Origin of the sequence: Spirosoma oryzicola (assembly GCF_021233055.1) — a bacterium.
In the GTDB taxonomy this organism is placed as follows: Bacteria; Bacteroidota; Bacteroidia; order Cytophagales; family Spirosomataceae; genus Spirosoma; species Spirosoma oryzicola.
Window position 1 is genome coordinate 1,575,816 of the sequence record NZ_CP089538.1, and the last position, 16,523, is coordinate 1,592,338.

Genomic DNA, 16,523 nt, shown 5'->3' on the forward strand with positions numbered 1-16,523 from the left:
TTTGCCGATTATTGGTTTAGTAAGGGCGGACAAATCAATCCAACTTAGCATAAATAGCGTATGTATGCTGCATGGCATAAGCCAGAGCCGATCATCGATAAATTTAAATTCTATACATGGGCAAAATTGCCACACCAATACGTCGAAAGTCAGTTCAGTTACCGATTCTGGTCGTTGAAGATAATATTGATCAGTGGACAATTATAAAGTCAGCCTTAGCACAATGTTTCCCAGAAGTTGAGCCAATCTGGCTGAGCGACGCCGATCAAACGTTGGAATACCTATCCAACACCTCCCCAAACAAATTACCGCTGCTAATCCTTCTCGAGTTGTGTCTGCCTGATCAGGAAAGCGGATTAGCATTATTGGAAGCTATCAAAGCCGACGCTATCTATCGGCAAGTCCCCGTTGTTATACTAAGTCGCTCCCAAGATCAGGATGTTGTATCCAGGTCATATGGCTTGGGCATAACGTCGTACATCGTCAAACCTACGGTTTATCAGGAATGGCTAACCCGATTTTACTCGTTTCGGCGCTACTGGTGGGAGTCAGTAACGTTGCCGCAGCGGCCTTCGAAGTTAAAACAGAACCGCTCTTAGTGGTATTATCTGTAAAGCGCTCAATTAGGCGCTTTTTGCTTTTTGGAAGGTCTATCATACTCTTCTAGACAAAGTGAACAAAAAACGAGCTACTGACTAGCAACTCGTTTATACAACCTTCCTAACCCAGATTATAATTTTGTAACGGTAACATAAATAACAGAAGTAGGCATCAAATAAAAATAAGCGTAGACTATATTTACTGAAAGGGGGATATGTTTTACTAAAGTTAGATCACTATCCGAATTGTCGCTATCGTTGATTTTCCACTATCTGCTTTTATCTTATAGGCTAGTCGTCATACAAAGGCTTGAATCTGTTACATAGTCGAACAGATAAGTGTAGATCTAATTCGCCAGCGCAGGATGTGCTGAAGATACTTCCTTTGCTGTGAATCCGTTATTGTCGTTTCTGGTAACAATACACTATCATGCCTGAGCGAGGTGTCCAACAAGGGCGAAAAAGCGTGATAGCGGTTTTTATAGCCGGTTGTAAGTCCGTAAATACCTGAACGCTTTCACCTTAGTTACAGAAGCAATTAGCGTCGTGGTGTCGGTTTAAAGAGTTACGTGGGAAGCTCTACCGCTACCACAGTCAATCTTTGGAAATCACGTGATAAGCAACAGAATTTATGATTTTATCACGCAAAAGGACCAATTAATTACTGTTGATCGGTACGCCAAACAATTGTTAGGAAGAAATCCTCCTTCGTTAGTTGTAGTTGAATCTAATGAATTCAGTACAATGAATTAACTCTTGAACTAACCCAACCCTATTAATGACGATGGACGATCAACTAGCTAAAGAAACGCCAAAACTCGATCCCGATACGACCGCTTTGGCACTTATTGAGCGGCATCTGAATGATTGGCTTCAATTACAGGACTATCTACGGGACGCTCACGCACCTACAGACCAACTGAGGTACTGTTGCAAACAGGTTACACGATTGCAGCTCGAATTATACCAGCTACGCAACTCTTAACGTTTCGAGAGCCAGTTAGCCTATACTGACTGGCTCCATTATTCAAGAACGAAGATGGAATAAGACCTCAAACCTGTATGATTTAGTTTAGTCGTTGATATGCTTCATACAAAGAAAGATTGAGGGGTGACGGACTAGGGTTGTATTCGCATACTTGCCCCAGCAGAACGACTGCTTTTCTACGAGTGCAGCTTGGTTTCATGCATGTGCTTTTTTTTACGCTATTTTGTGGCAAATGGCTTCATAGTACGTCTACTGGTAAATTCCGTAACGTACTATGAAAAAACTATTACTTCTTCTTGTTGCCCTCTCCGGCTGTACCACGCCTAAATCTGTCACGCTAAGCACTTCTTCGATGAATGGGATACTCGATCGACACAATACGACCGTCCGATCTTTGTCCTTCAGCCGCAGGGTAACGCCATCGGACGAAGCCAACGCTCGAATGCGTCAGTGGGTCAACAGCTATTCACCTATCTTTGACCTACATCCACTGGTCCCGATTGAAAACAAGAATGATCTTTTATACGTAGGCAAATTGCCCTATAAGCGATTGTACGACCAATCGGGTGAGCAGATCAACTTTCCTCCCGTCAGCTTCTATCTGACTGTTAACAACAGCCCAGACAGCACAAAAATTTGGGTTACCAATCTAGAGCTACGCGGTAAGGCAGGCTGGCTCCCTATCAATCAGTATCGTACGACAACCGATGATAAGTACAAAACGATGTGGCTAGCTAATATAGATATGGCTCTAGGTGAGATGATCAATTCGATAAAACAACGGTTAGGGCAGCAAACAGCACTACGAAACTAAACAACGAGCCCCACCCAATTTTCAAGTCGAGCGTTAACATGAACAAGCGCAGGTAAAACCAGGCTTGGAAATCACTTATAGTTAAATGATTCATTCTGACATTCTACCATATCTAATCTCTTTAGCTAGAGAATAAGGCTGATAGCGCAAAAGAAAAGCAAAGAGTTGTGAAGGAGAATGGGCCATTACTTGAAGAAGCACCTATGAAAACGCTCCTTCCTTCTATGTAAGAAGCCAACTTGAAGTATATATAAACAAAAAGCGCTTAACATTTCTGCTAAGCACTTTTTGTTTAGGCTCCCGAAGCTGGGCTCGAACCAGCGACCCTCTGATTAACAGTCACTTCTGAGCCTACTTTCCTTCGTTCGTCTTTCTTTCTGTTGCTTCTGCTACACAGCTATTTAGCTGATAATTATTTCTTTATATTTCGTCTTCTTACTTGGTTATTGAGGGATTGTGTATGCAAATTTGTATGCAAATGTTTTTGCCCTCTGATTCTGGTGTAGCCTCTGCACAGTGTCAGCGAATATAAAGCAATACCCTGTATGAGCGCAATCGTTAGTCTGTATTTAGATACGCGTCGGCAAAAGAACGACGGTAGCTTTCCCGTTAAGCTGCGCGTTACGTTCCAGCGTAAACAGCAGTACTACCCGACTGGTATTAACCTCACCGAGCAACAGTGGGAAAAGGTTGGTAAGCCCAAGCCCAGGGAGGATTTCATTCGTGACACCAAACGGCTACTTGAAACTTTCAGCGACCGGGCCGAGAAGGTAATCCGGGAAATGCCTCTGTTTAGCTTCGATGAGTTTGAAACCCGCTACATTGGTACCGCCGAAGCGCCTTCGGACAGCGTGTTTGCGGGCTTTGAGCGTTACATTGGTCAGTTAAAGAAAGAGGGGAGGGCAGGAACTGCCAGCAGCTACCAATGTGCCGTCAATGCCATTCAGCACTACCATAGCCGTAAAACACCGCTTACCTACCGTGATATCGATCCGCAGTGGCTAAAAGGCTTTGAGCAGTGGATGCTGGCGAGCGGTAATTCGATTACCTCAGTGGGTATATACCTGCGGTCACTGCGTACGATCTATAACCAGGCCGTTGAGGATGGCGCTATTGATCGGGAGGTGTACCCCTTCACCAAACGACGCTACCAGATTCCTACGGGCCGCAATACCAAGAAAGCGCTGACCTTGGCCGATATCGAAAAGATCTTTCACTACGAAGCCGAGCCTGGTAGCGCCGAGGAACGGGCGCGGGATCTGTGGCTTTTCTCGTATTTGTGTAACGGCATGAACCCAAAGGACATTGCCCGGCTAACATATCAGCAGGTAGGAGAGAAGCAGATCCGTTTCGTTCGGGCCAAGACGGAGCGAACCAAGCGGGAGGTAAAGCCCATAACGGTAGCTGTGACTGACGATGTACTACGGATTATAGCCAAGTGGGGCCAAAAGCCAGTAAGCCCGCAGCGGTACGTATTTGGCGTTTTAGAACCAGGTATGAGCGCAGAAAGGGAGAGGGCAGTAGTACTTCAGTTCACCAAGACGATTAACAAGTACATCGGTCGAATCGCCCTATCGCTCGGCATTGACAAAGATGTAACAACCTACACGGCTCGCCACTCGTTTAGTACCGTTTTGAAGCGATCTGGAGCGCCGATTGAGTTTATCAGTGAAAGCCTGGGTCATCAGGATATCCGGACGACTGAAAGCTACCTCGACAGCTTTGAAGATGACGTAAAAGCGCAGTACGCTAGTGCGCTGACCTCGTTCAAGAAGAAGGAATGAGTTTGTTTAGTTGGCTATTTATAAATCAATTTAAGACTAATCTTGAGCTAGCGCCACATAGATTTGTAAGCAGTATCAAGGCGTATTTGTGTATAAACTGTACGCACTATACGAAAGGAAAAATATAATCCTCCGCTTGGTAAGAAGCGGTTTTGTATTTTCACTATATGATCAGAAACAACAGACCGAAAGATGTCAATCAACTCGCCAAGCTCGTTGTCGATATTGCTACGGGAAAGATACCAGACGAGCAGCCGAAAATGACCAAAAGTCAAGCTGCCGTAGCCTTTGGTCGTTTAGGTGGTAAAAAGGGTGGCGTTTCCAGAGCCAATAGCCTTACGCCCGAACAGCGTAAGGAGATAGCTAAAAAGGCGGCCGAAAAAAGGTGGAGTAAAGAGTGATTGCTATTATCTCTTCTTACTCAGGCATATCCTCGAATAAATCCATTTGATATGGCTTTCCGTACTTTTTGGCGAACCGGCCAATAAACTGATCCCAACGCTGACATTTGCTCATCACATCCATTGCATCTTTCAGGAATTGATGAAAATGTTTTTCGCCCAAAGAGCTTAAAAACTGATGATGTTTATATAAACGAACCCCATCTACAACTGGGTTCTGTGATCGTAGTTCTTTTAGGGTTCCAGCTGGGTATCGTAGATAGACCAGATCGTTCATCCACTTTCCAACTATACCCGGACGTCTGTATAATCTGTCGCCCGTTCTATCCCAGCCATTGAGCCGATAAATGTGGTCATAGAATATTAAAGGTACCTTAGGCTCGTATTTCTGCACCTTACCAATGAAGCGCTGTATTTGAGGGTCTGCGACAAGTGTAGATTTCTCATTTGCCTTGTCAAGATTTTCATCCCAAAAACGACTTTCATCAGATTGGTTGGCTTTGGCAATAAGCAGCCGTTTCTCTTCTTCCTTACTGGTTTTTGTACCTTGTTGGTCAGAACGGTTTATTGAAGAGTTTTGATTAATGTCAACCTCATTTGAACCCGGCTTCTGTGCCGCTGATTCTTCATCTTTTTCTTTCATATTACAAACTATTAAAGTTGTATTCTTTTCTCTGTTTAGCGAGTTCTTTCACTGTTTTGCGGCTTTGCCAAGGAATTGATTTTACTGCTTCACTATAATCAGGTAAATATTTAGAAAACTTCGCAAAGATGTCAGCGTCGTTGTCTTTATGCTCCCAGCAATAATTTATGTAAATTATACTTGGATGAATTTGATAGGCCTTTGCTGCTTGCGCTACGAACGTTTCGTTGCCAATTTGAGAGTTAACTCGATTCATTCTTTCACTCGGGAAAAGAAACTCGCGAGCAAATTCATCAGCCTCAACCTCATTCTTTGTGAACATATCCAACTCTCCGGATAAATGGTAGGGACTGTAAGTATTGGCCTTGATTTCATCCCAATCGTAGAGAACGTGATGAAGTTCGTGCATTAAGGCAAACCATAAAGATGGATAAAATCGACTGTAGTTAGTCAGGACCACACAAGGTTTATCATTTACGGCAAATGTTGCACCGCGAACAAAAATACCGTTGATGTAATCCTCGAATATTACCGTCACACCAAGTTTGAATAAGTCTCGGCTTACTTGAAAGAGACCCTTCTTTACATTAATCGAATGCCACCTTATTGATGGTATAAAATCAAGGAGCTTAGATCGATTGTAATCGTATGGGTTATTGATTAGCCGAAGGCTGTTGAGAGCAGATTCAACCCAGAAGTTTTTATTGAATTCGTTCTTTGGTTTACGTGCCCCGCTACTGAAGGCAGGACGGATTATGTCTTTCCCGTAGTCGTAAATAGAACTCAGGCCAAAGTAAGAAGTAATCCTTTCTTCAATATGTTCAAAGTCTGAAATGGTGTCTAGGAACCCGCACTTCATTAGGTTCGCTAGGTCAAAGTGGTTTAAAATAAACTCCCGCTTTTGGTAGTCAAAAAACTCATCTGGAAAGTTTTTTTCCAGCTTTTCCAACAGTAGGCCAATTACTTCTGCATTTGTAATCTGTAAGAAATAGGCAAGCCGAGAGAGCGCAGAAAAGTCGATGTTCTTCTGGGTGCCATCCAGTATTCCATTTAAAGTTCGGCGTTGAACGCCTAACAGGTCTTGCGCTTTGGTTTGTGTTAAATCAAGTTCAAGTAAGCGCTGCTCAAACAATTCTCTTAGCCCCATTTTCTGTTGACTGAAAAGGCCATCTATTAGGCGGTCTACTTGATAATATTTATTCTTGTCCTTGGACATGGTATTTGCTTGAGGTAATTTTACCTTTAACAAATATAGCCATATTTAAGCTAAAAGCAAGGATTTTTAAAAAAAAAAGGTAAAATTACCTTTGAAAGTGAAGTTATGCTTGACCCAAAGTGTTGAATAGCCTACATTCGATGTATGAACAAACTACCAGTTGCTAAGCAAGCACAAATCATACAGTTGATGGTGGAGGGTAAAGGCCTACAAGCAGTGTCACGCATTGCCGATGTTTCAATAAACACAGTTACCAAGCTATTGGTTAATGTAGGCCAGATCTGTCAGGGCTTGCATAACGCAACGGTAGTAAACCTAGACAGTCAGTGTATTCAGTACAGAGAGATAGAGAGTTTTGCTTGCAATAAGGTAAACACCTTAGAAGAAAATGTTGTTCCTGAGGATGCCAAGGACATTTGGACGTTTACAGGCATTGATAATGATAGCAAATTGATTGTTAGCTGGTATGTTGGTTACCGAGATGTTGAATCAGCTCTGAAATTTATAAATCAACTAACGAATCGCACTAAGAACAGAGTCGAATTAAAAAGCACCAATTCAAGGCCCTACTCGATACCTACAAGTAAAGGCTTTAATGAACTCATTGACTTTTCTCAACTGACGCTGGCTTACAGCTCCTTAGTTTATGGGATCAACGTCAATAAGTGCATTTCAAGCGAACACGGCGATGCTATTAAGAAGGCAATAGAGGGACTTTCGGAGAAGGAAAGCGTCAGTAGCTTTTGTATGGAGTGTCAGGATCTAACCAGGCCTCCCCATTCTCGGCTGACAAACGCAGTAAGGAACTATAGCTACGCTATTGCATTGCACTTTGTCTACTACAACTTTTGCCAGGTAGACGAAGCGCTGGGAGTAACTCCTGCCATGAAAGCTAAGTTGGTAAGTCAGCCAATGAGTATAGAGCAGATATTAGAGATTGCACAATAAACATTATATAATAGAGAACAAGAATGAAAAGGGAACTAGGTAATACTTACAGTAATGTAAGACAAACTCTTTTTGTTACCATACCCACTAGCCGTAGTCTAGACTCATATTCTGAAGAATTGAGACAGCCATGGGGCAAATTATCGTATCAATCAACTGTGACAGGAATAGAATTTGATGAAAGCGAATTCTTGCTTCAGTTGAATGTAAGAGTATATTACTCTGAAAAAAGGAAAAGCCATGTTAAAGTTGAGTACACTTTAAAGCCTAATGACTTGTCTGCAATTCCCCAAAATATTCTGACAGACTTAGGGAAATTAACCTTTCAAAGCACATCTAGCCCAGAAAGAAGGAAAGAGGTTATACAAGAAATTTTAACGAAAGGCTATCACATTACGTCAGCCCCAAGTATTACAACAAGGGAGAGTATTAAAAAAAGCTAGTTCAATTGAGCTCTAACTTTGTTGACATTAATTATAGGTCAGTAAGTTAATAATGGTCTATCATTTATTTGCTGACCTATAACTTAATAAAATAAATGTTCAAAAAGCTGATCCAACCAACCCATCAAACCAAAGCTTTAGCTCTTTTTCTTTTTGCAGAAAAATTGAGCTATCATGCCTGATGATTTTAATAAAAATATTTCTAATTAATTCATCTAGCTCTAATGATGTAATTGCCAAGTCTTCGTTCTTTTTGTCACTTATATTCAACTCTTGGCCGTGAACGTACTTGGAACGGATAGAATAGTATTTTTTTACTCGCTTAGCAATACGGTTTCTTTCCTCTGGATTAGATCCCATGTAATACGAGATTCTTTGAGAAATTTTGTGAGCAATTTTATGCGTATCATTTGCCGAAAACAGACATTCTAGCATTAAGACATAAAAAGATATCTTGGCAGGAAGTATTAAACTTTCTCGAGCAGATTTCAAAAACTTATATGCCCTCTGTATTCTGTTAAGTTCGCTATATTCCGAGATACCCCTAAAAGAAACTGACGCATTATCATTCATGAAGTCTACTTTATGAACAAGTGATTTGATTGGTGTATTAATCTTATGGTAATCATTAATTAGACTTACCACTTGTTTTACATCAGATGAAGTGAATGTGCATTTATCTACTGTGGTGTCTGCCTTGCAAAATTTTACATTACTGTTCAAAATCATTGTTAGGCGCCCTTCTGGCCAATAAGCGGCCATTTGGTCTATGTAGAAGCTACAGTCTTTTATAAACCAAAAGAAGTTGGAAATTTCAATAAATTCATTGAAGATTTTGCTTGTTTTCTGTTGATAGTCATTCTGATCTATATAAAGAATCTGACGGAAGAAATACGGTCTATTCACTAGTGAGTTTCTAAATATAGTTCCTAGGCGAGGCCAAATGTCATTATTGTCTATCCTATTATATAACTCCTCTTCTGAATCATTAAGTTGGAGGGTAAAACCATTGATTTTAAAATCAGCATTTCCATCTAAATCAAAATGCCTTTGATTAATAATTATACCTCCGTTCATAAGTTATAACTTCTTAGAGCTTCAATATTTTATCAAATGTGTTTTCTGTATCTCGCATCAAGCTTTACCATAGATGGCTTCGACTGCTATTCTTGTAGCCCACACATGTGCTGCTGATATAACTAGCGCAGCAGCCAGTGCAACAAGGATCATAAGGTCAGCAGTTAGTTTTCTCATTGGTGAGTATAATTAGGTGTGTTTGAGGTGATAGTTTTAGTCGCACATGCTCCGATCGACGTACTGCTTTCGTCCGCTTGCAGTTAAGTAGTAGCAACCTCCACGAGGCCCACGGATGTAGTATTGGGAAGACGATGAGCTTGAACGAGATTGGGTTTTGGGCCTATAGCTGGGCTTCGCTCTGTAACTAGGCCTGGTCGTAGTATAGCTGGAGTAATCGGAGCTGGTTTCAACGGCTGGCTGTAAACTGCGCTCAACGGCCTGGGGCGTTTTGCCAGTGGCCGCAATAAACGAGTTACCCACGTAGCCAACCTTCCCGTCTATTTCCGTTCTCCAGTACGTAGCGTTATGCTTAGTGACTTTAAGCATAGTCCCTTCCGGTATCGCGTAGATTGTTCGGGCACTGAAAGAAGGCTCGGCTTTCAAAGGTGATTCGACATTTACCTTGCCGTATAGCTGAAAGCTGTTTGACTCATTAGCGTAGTCTACGGGCTTATGGTAGTCGTCGTGGGCAAACTTGCGAGCCTTAAACGTTTTGTAATCCCCGTCAATGAAGGCAAAGTGAATGAAGCCTACTTCGTTGTCATACGTAGCCCTGTAAAAGCCATTGTCCCGCCCCGTCAAATGCACGATACTTCCTTTTGGAACCATCAGCAGCACTTTGGCGTCCGAATGAGGGCTTGCTTTCAGCGCAGCATCCGTTATAACATCCTGATCAACGGGAGTGGTAAAGGTATACCGCTCCTGCATCGGTAGCGGATCTAAGGTCGCATCCTGAGCAAAAAGAAAGGCAGGTAGGAAGAATAGAAATGTAAAGAGTATTTTCATGTATGGTGCGGTTTAATTTGGGGCTGTTAGGAAAAATTACTTGAACCTCATAAAGTAATAAGAATACAGTCTGCAATACCGATTTCAGTTTTTCTTAATTCTTGTATTTATTTACCCTTCTCATTTGTTCCAATATTTCTGGTGGGGGCATCTTACCCTCTCCCATATTTGTGTCGCCCTCTTCTATCATATGCCGCATAAATGGAATATCCATGTAGCTAGCTTTCTTTTTAGATTTCTTCATTGCTTCAACAAAATTCTGTTCTGGCATTTTTGTCCAATGATAGCCTCCATGATAATCATTGATACTCTCAAAGTAGAATGTATCATCCTGACGAGATCCAAAGTATCCCGAATGAATCACCACAGCTAGTTTGGCCTCAAAGAAGTGAGGTGGATTGGTATAATGGAAAAAATAATTATTGAGATCTATTTCAATAGGTTGGACTTCCGATCTTCTGAGTCCAACATCCCTAATGTATTTAGTTGACAAGATTACACTATCTACATCATCTCCCTCGAGTGTATGAATCGACAATACATACAAGGTGTAAGCGACTGTATCCATTTTAACCCAACTGTTGTTTTTTAGCTCAAATAGAATTTGTGGTCGATCAGTGGGCTGTATTAAGCTTAATTCTGCATCCGGTAGTATGTTGTTTATAGTGAAGCCGGTAAGGGTAACTAGTGCTCCGTACAAAGTCCATGCTTTTATAGACGTACTCTTTATGGAATTCCATATTGACTTATTAGATGCTGGCGAAACCGATTTCTTATTATATGATGTAATAGGTTTAGCAGGCAGGTTTGTATCTGCTTTATTTGCTTTATATGAGCTTTGTTTTCTGATACCTACCTTCTTTCTTCTAGCCATCAATTAATAAGATACTGAATAAAACATTAGTGTTAAGTAAAACCAGAATAGATTGAAGTCGGCATAGTAAAACTCAATGTGCTTTATTTTACCTCTCCGCTATTGAAGTAATTAGTCAACATTAACGATCAAGCATATTGTCGATTGAACCGTTCAACTTCGTTCTCGCTTTTATTAACCTGCTCTCGAAGTTTATAGCAATAGTAGGCCAGATTGGCCAGGACAATGCAGAGTACAAATACTACTAGTGTAGAGGTTTCAATCATTCTTATGGTGTGGTTAATTGGTATTCATGTCTTACTGGTAAATCAGCTGGTGAGTCGATTATACGAAACACTTTCCAATTTAAATTACGAGTCTTACTATTCAGATTAATCACTTTTGAGGTGAACTAGACGTATAAAATTCTCCTACGTAAGCAGTTTGCCCATTTACGAAAATCTCTATCCGGCCCAATTGGGGAAAGCTTTCGCAACTTTCAATCAACAAATTGGTTTCCCAGTAACGAGGTTTACCGCTTTGAGGGACAGCTTCTAATACTTTTGGCTTCTCAAATGCAGCTATTGGCCTTTGAGCGTTGTACATAATTCTGAAGGATACATTTGGCTTGGTGTCAAATTTACCGATCTTAAGCACCTTGCTATACCCCTCACTACGGTAAGCAGACTCTAATTTTATATTTGTTGGTTGCTTAAACTTAGGCCTTCTTTTTGACTGATCATCAACTTCGTTCTTTAGTCCTCGCTTTACTTTACTAGGCAAAACGAACAGGAACTCACCTAAGACTTTTGCAAACTCAAGGCAACGTTTTGCATCTGATAGTTCCGCAGGTATTGCTTTTAAATCGGCATGGCGTGGGTTATTTGACTCTAAACGGATGTCGTGTGCCCATTCACCCATTTCTTCAGTTAATAATCCATCAGTAACGGCTTGAATTATTCTGTGATAAACGCTCGCTTTAGGATCGTCATATCCCTTTTCTTTCAGCATCATATCAACGGCACTGTTAGACATGATAACCGAGGCATCAGGCGTTGACAAGGTTCGCATTGCTTGGCCTAAAAAACGCTTAACCTGTTCAGGTAGAGCTTGATTTACTACTTCTGTTGATGGATACGTTTCAATAACTTCTGTACTAGGCGGGTAGGACAAAGCCAAAATAACCCCACCACAACGTACACAAGCATATACTCCCCATTTCTGAGGCTCATCCTTTTCGTCACTGTCTGTATCAAGAGTGTGCCTGGAAACTAAGTTCGGAGTGTCGACCCAGCAATGAGGACAATTGTTAAGTTTAAGGGTAGAATCTAATGTCATGGTGTGGTTCAAGATTTTTTTATCGTCGGCTCCAGTCTCGGTCTACTTTCCGAATCTTGTAGAGTTCGTAGACCTCCGTAAGTCGCACGTCATAATCTGGGTACTCAACTTTATCGGGATTAATCGACGAGCAGGTAATAATTCCCTCTTTAGTGTCATGTTTTGTGATTCGCTTTATCACTACGCCATCGTGAGTTACGATAATGTAATCCGTACCTCCGTTGTTATACAGTTTAACATCCCAATAATCCGGTTCTATCATCCGGCCAATTGCTACATCGCCATAGCATATTGAGTATACCGTCCCGTCATTCATACTATCCCCACGCACTTCAAAAGCGCGAAAGACGCCACGCTCCCGCTTAGGGAGTACAATCGAGTATTTTGGTAGCTCAACAAGGTATTCCGGATCTTTCCAGCCGTGCGGATAACTAGCGTAGGCAAACTCGTCTACCAACGGAATAGTCATCAAGACCATACCATTATCCAAGTCTCGAAACTCCATGCCACTAGATGAAATAGTCACATCGGTCTCGTCTATGAGATTAATAGGGACAGCTTCGTCTTTTCTCGGCTTTCCAATGTTTGACTCAGAGTCTTCGTCAGAATTAGGCGCAAATATTTCACCTTGTCCTGTCTCCCACCAAGTTTGGTTTAAGCGAAGACGCCTAACTATCTGCTCGCTTAAGTGTTTTCCTATACTCTCTTTCCCGTTAAGTACCTTGCTTATATGAGATTGAGGTGAGCCAATTCGCCTTGCAAGCTCTGACTTGTTTACATTTAGCTTGTTTCTAACTACTTCAAGCCTTTCTCCTGTCATTATATAATCCTGATAAACAGACGATTGCGTAGATATTGGTCTCTGCATAAAAAATTTATATGTTTTCGCTTGACAATATTATGTGAAATCATATAAATTTGATGCATCAAACTTAACGAACGGTCAGCGAACGCCCGCCGTACGCAATATAACTACTCATATGGTACTAACGCAAGAACAACAACAGCGCTTAAGCGAACGGATTGACGCTGTAGCCGATGTGGGCGGAGTTTCTAGAGTTGCTGAGTTAGCCGAAATTACCCCACGGGTAATTCAGAAGGCTCAGTCAGGTGGCAACGTAAAAGTCGAAACAATGGAGTCTGTGATGGAAGCACTGCTTGCGGTGGAAGCAGAAAGGAAAGCCAAGCTCAATAAACTTCAAAAAGCACTCGCCTAACCCTATGGAAAATCCCTTTGAGTTGATCTTTCACCGCCTAGGCGTTATCGAAGAAATGTTGCTGACGATAACCAGCCGACCCGCAGATTCGGCAACCACCGAACCGACCGCCGACCAACTGCTGACCGTCACGCAGGCGGCTACGCTACTGGACCTGACCAAAAGCACGGTGTATGGCTTGGTATGGGAACGCAAGATTCCCCACAGCAAACAAGGTAAACGCCTGTATTTTTCCCGCAATGAGCTGCTTAGCTGGATTAGCGAAGGCAAGCAGAAGACAGCCGGTGAACTGGACGAAACAGCCCGTAAGCTAGTAGCCAATCGACAAACGCGCCGGAAACGCCCAGAAATCGCCAAGCTACCTTAGTCCCTCAGGCGCTGCTCGACCGCTAACCTCTCATCCAAACAATCAATGGACCTGCATCAACCCGGCTTTTTAGCCAGGCCGCTATCTCTTTGCCTAATCGGAACCAATGAGCCCGCCAAACGCCCACAATCTGCCCTCTACGACTCAATCCGCAGCCAATGAACGGATACCAACTCACCAAAGCCTTTTACGACGAGGTTGAAATCAACGAAGCCATGCAAATAGCGTGTAAGGCCCATCACCATAGCCTGTTTACCTGGATCTGCGAGCTACGCAATCGCAGCGGTCGTGAGATTCTTGATCTGCCCGTTGACTACACCATGCGGATGGCTTTTATCGGCTCACAACATACGTTGTCTAACGCCATCGAAGACTTAGCCAAGTGGGGACTGATCGAAGTGCTGATGAAGACTAAAGGGCAGGGTACCAAAGTCAGACTCGCTTTTGCATTTCTGCAAAAGCACTGCAAAAGCGATGCAAATGAGGAGGGCGCTTTTGCAGAAATGCAATTGCAAAAATGCAAATGCGGTGCAAATGAAATGCAAACAACTAAAATTAATAAAACTAAAAAAACTAAATATATATATAGGGGGCGTAAAAAAATTTCTGAAGAGTCAACAACCACCGACTCTCAAGAGCAGGAACCACTAACGACGGCACTACCCCTCGATCCGCCACCCGAACCGACTGCGCCCGACACTACTGTTCGTCTGAACGGCAAGGGTCAAATGATCAAACCTGACCTGCCGACCCTGACGGCTTTTGTGCTGGACAAAGGCGGTACCAAGCTAATGGCCGATGACATGTTCTACTTCTACACCTCCAAGGGCTGGATGGTCGGCAAAAGTCCCATGAAAGACTGGAATGCAGCGGCTCGCAACTGGATCTCTCGAAGCAAGTCGACTGAAAGCGCCCAGGCATCTCAGAAAAAACTAATCGTCTAACCAACTATCACAATGGCAACCTACGACGAACTCGGCATTGATGTCAAACTACATGGTAGCCGAAACCAGAAGGTCAAATGCCCTATGTGCAGTCACCAGCGCAAGGACAAACGCGACAAATCCTTGTCGGTCGACCTCACCCGGGGCTTGTACAACTGTCACTACTGTTCCTGGCACGGCTTCGTGACCGACAAAACCGATGAGGAAATACGGCAGGATCGTAAGAAGTACGCCAAGCCCGAACCCATTGAACTACCCCTCAATGAAAATACGGTTCGCTGGTTCAACCAGCAGCGCGGCATCGATCCTGAAACCTTGCAATACTTCCGCGTCAGTGAGTCCAAAGAATGGATGCCCGAACGCGATGGACACGCCGCGGGGAAGCGTAGTTGTATCAACTTCAATTACTTCCGCGACGGCGAAAAGGTCAACGTCAAGTATCGCGACAAACTCAAGTGCTTTCGCCTGACCAAAGATGCCGAGTTGGTGCTGTACAATCTGGACTCGCTCAAGAACCGGACGGACTGCTTAATCTGTGAGGGGGAGATTGATGCGATGACCTTCTACCAGGCAGGCCACTACGGCGCCGTGTCGGTACCCAACGGAGCGAGTAAGGGCAGCGCCAAGCTGGAATACCTCGACAACTGTTGGCCATCGCTCGAAAAGATGCAGAAGATCATTATCGCTGTAGATGGCGATCAGGCCGGAGAGTTTTTGAAAAACGAGTTGATCCGGCGCTTTGGCAAACACCGGTGTTGGGTAGTTGAATATCCTGCGGATTGCAAAGATGCCAATGAAGTGCTGCTCAAACACGGGGTGGAGACCGTCCGTACGTTGTGGCAATCAGCGGTCTCCCCTCCGTTGGAGTCGGTTTTACTGGTCGATGACCTGCGGGCCGAGTTGGAAGACATTGCCCTCAATGGCTGGCCCAAGTCGGACGCGATCGGTTATTCAGGGTTTGATCACCTGCTTCGGTTCCGGCGCGGGGAGGTCACCACAGTCACGGGTATTCCGGGTCACGGCAAAGGCGAGTTTACCGATCAGATCGCGATTCGACTGGCCTCCCGTCACGGTTGGAAAGCGGGCGTATTCTCCTACGAAGAGCCATCGTTCATCAAGATCATCAAGCTTTGCCAGAAGTACACCGGTTTGCCTTATTACCGCTCGGATAAGAACGCGATGATGAATGCCGCCCAGCGAAACGTAGCGCTCAACTTCGTTAACGACCATTTCTTTTTTATCGACATTGACACGGTTGACCTAACCATTGATGGCATTTTAGACAAGGGCCGTGAACTGGTTTTACGAAAAGGTATTGACCTATTAATCATTGACCCTTACAACTGCATCGAATCCAAACGGCAAGCCTTCCAGAGCGAAACCGAGTACGTTAGTGAAGTGATGGGTAAGATCACCCGTTTTGCCCGCTTGAATGACGTTCACGTGTTTTTGGTGGCTCACCCGACCAAAATGCGCAAGGACGACAAGGGCAACTATTACGTGCCGACGCTGTATGATATCGCAGGTTCGTCGAACTTCTTCAATAAGACCTATAACGGGCTGTGTGTCTACCGCAATTACGAAACCAATACGGCGAACGTACACGTACAGAAGGTTAAGTTTTTCTTCAACGGTCAGCTAGGTTCGCAGACCTTCCAGTTCGATGCCCACACGGGCCGCTATGCCGAGGAGGGCCACCCGGTCTGGCAAACCGAGATTGAGTACCAACAAAAGCGAAAGGTTCAATTAGCCATGGACTTAGAGCCTTCTACGCCACCATCAGCCGAAGCCAGTCAGCCCGAGCCGCCAAAGCCAACCGATTCGACTAGCTTTCAAGACCCCCTGGATAAGGAAGACGTTCCGTTCTAGCGAGTACACCGCTATGA

At 43.6% G+C, this 16,523-nt stretch carries 17 protein-coding genes and 1 pseudogene; 10 read left to right on the forward strand and 8 right to left on the reverse strand.

Translation table 11 applies throughout. From position 1 onward, the window contains the following. Nucleotides 1–116: 116 nt before the first annotated feature. The 4 genes from LQ777_RS06340 to LQ777_RS06355 all read left to right on the forward strand — a co-directional run bounded on the left by LQ777_RS06340 (nt 117) and on the right by LQ777_RS06355 (nt 4,586). Nucleotides 117–599, forward strand: coding sequence for a response regulator (locus LQ777_RS06340; protein ID WP_232561682.1), 483 nt, complete (start codon nt 117–119; stop codon nt 597–599). 1,262 nt (nt 600–1,861) lie between these two features. After that, nucleotides 1,862–2,401: a hypothetical protein gene (locus LQ777_RS06345; RefSeq protein ID WP_232561683.1), complete on the forward strand. Its 540-nt coding sequence runs from the start codon at nt 1,862–1,864 to the stop codon at nt 2,399–2,401. Nucleotides 2,402–2,946: 545 nt separating this feature from the next. Continuing rightward, nucleotides 2,947–4,185, forward strand: a complete 1,239-nt coding sequence (locus tag LQ777_RS06350) for a site-specific integrase (protein ID WP_232561684.1) — start codon at nt 2,947–2,949, stop codon at nt 4,183–4,185. A gap of 167 nt (nt 4,186–4,352) precedes the next feature. Further along, the gene (locus tag LQ777_RS06355) at nt 4,353–4,586 is read left to right on the forward strand and encodes a hypothetical protein (RefSeq protein WP_232561685.1); all 234 of its coding nucleotides are present in this window, start codon (nt 4,353–4,355) and stop codon (nt 4,584–4,586) included. Between the two features lie 16 nt (nt 4,587–4,602). Here LQ777_RS06355 and LQ777_RS06360 read toward each other — a convergent pair whose 3' ends face one another. Beyond that, nucleotides 4,603–5,229 (reverse strand): P63C domain-containing protein, encoded by a 627-nt coding sequence (locus LQ777_RS06360; protein WP_232561686.1) that lies wholly within the window; start codon nt 5,227–5,229, stop codon nt 4,603–4,605. A gap of 1 nt (nt 5,230) precedes the next feature. After that, a complete protein-coding gene (locus tag LQ777_RS06365) occupies nt 5,231–6,445 on the reverse strand; it encodes an ImmA/IrrE family metallo-endopeptidase (RefSeq protein WP_232561687.1) in 1,215 nt (404 codons plus the stop codon). Nucleotides 6,446–6,589: 144 nt separating this feature from the next. Between LQ777_RS06365 and LQ777_RS06370 the strand changes: the two genes are divergently transcribed. Then, on the forward strand, nt 6,590–7,393 hold the full coding sequence (locus LQ777_RS06370) for a hypothetical protein (RefSeq protein WP_232561688.1): 804 nt from the start codon (nt 6,590–6,592) through the stop codon (nt 7,391–7,393). A gap of 158 nt (nt 7,394–7,551) precedes the next feature. After that, complete coding sequence (locus tag LQ777_RS06375; protein ID WP_232561689.1) at nt 7,552–7,836, forward strand: hypothetical protein; 285 nt, start codon at nt 7,552–7,554, stop codon at nt 7,834–7,836. Nucleotides 7,837–7,935: 99 nt separating this feature from the next. On the opposite strand, the gene LQ777_RS06380 is transcribed toward LQ777_RS06375, so the two are convergent. The 6 genes and pseudogenes from LQ777_RS06380 to LQ777_RS30655 form a co-directional block, all read right to left on the reverse strand. Next, nucleotides 7,936–8,913, reverse strand: coding sequence for a HEPN domain-containing protein (locus tag LQ777_RS06380; RefSeq protein ID WP_232561690.1), 978 nt, complete (start codon nt 8,911–8,913; stop codon nt 7,936–7,938). Nucleotides 8,914–9,126: 213 nt separating this feature from the next. After that, nucleotides 9,127–9,918, reverse strand: a complete 792-nt coding sequence (locus tag LQ777_RS06385) for an SH3 domain-containing protein (protein ID WP_232561691.1) — start codon at nt 9,916–9,918, stop codon at nt 9,127–9,129. Between the two features lie 94 nt (nt 9,919–10,012). After that, a complete protein-coding gene (locus LQ777_RS06390) occupies nt 10,013–10,792 on the reverse strand; it encodes a hypothetical protein (RefSeq protein ID WP_232561692.1) in 780 nt (259 codons plus the stop codon). A gap of 375 nt (nt 10,793–11,167) precedes the next feature. Next, a complete protein-coding gene (locus LQ777_RS06395) occupies nt 11,168–12,109 on the reverse strand; it encodes a DUF4145 domain-containing protein (RefSeq protein ID WP_232561693.1) in 942 nt (313 codons plus the stop codon). Nucleotides 12,110–12,128: 19 nt separating this feature from the next. Continuing rightward, nucleotides 12,129–12,614, reverse strand: coding sequence for a S24 family peptidase (locus LQ777_RS06400; protein ID WP_232561694.1), 486 nt, complete (start codon nt 12,612–12,614; stop codon nt 12,129–12,131). Between the two features lie 213 nt (nt 12,615–12,827). Continuing rightward, a pseudogene (locus LQ777_RS30655) lies at nt 12,828–12,977 on the reverse strand (helix-turn-helix domain-containing protein); the annotation flags it as partial. A gap of 112 nt (nt 12,978–13,089) precedes the next feature. Here LQ777_RS30655 and LQ777_RS06405 point away from each other — a divergent pair. The 4 genes from LQ777_RS06405 to LQ777_RS06420 all read left to right on the forward strand — a co-directional run bounded on the left by LQ777_RS06405 (nt 13,090) and on the right by LQ777_RS06420 (nt 16,506). Continuing rightward, nucleotides 13,090–13,326 carry a hypothetical protein gene (locus LQ777_RS06405; protein WP_232561695.1) on the forward strand — a complete coding sequence of 79 codons (237 nt, stop codon included), beginning with the start codon at nt 13,090–13,092 and terminating at the stop codon, nt 13,324–13,326. Between the two features lie 4 nt (nt 13,327–13,330). Continuing rightward, complete coding sequence (locus LQ777_RS06410; RefSeq protein ID WP_232561696.1) at nt 13,331–13,693, forward strand: helix-turn-helix domain-containing protein; 363 nt, start codon at nt 13,331–13,333, stop codon at nt 13,691–13,693. Nucleotides 13,694–13,851: 158 nt separating this feature from the next. Further along, on the forward strand, nt 13,852–14,637 hold the full coding sequence (locus tag LQ777_RS06415; RefSeq protein ID WP_232561697.1) for a hypothetical protein: 786 nt from the start codon (nt 13,852–13,854) through the stop codon (nt 14,635–14,637). 12 nt (nt 14,638–14,649) lie between these two features. Beyond that, nucleotides 14,650–16,506, forward strand: a complete 1,857-nt coding sequence (locus LQ777_RS06420) for a toprim domain-containing protein (RefSeq protein WP_232561698.1) — start codon at nt 14,650–14,652, stop codon at nt 16,504–16,506. Nucleotides 16,507–16,523 lie beyond the last annotated feature (17 nt).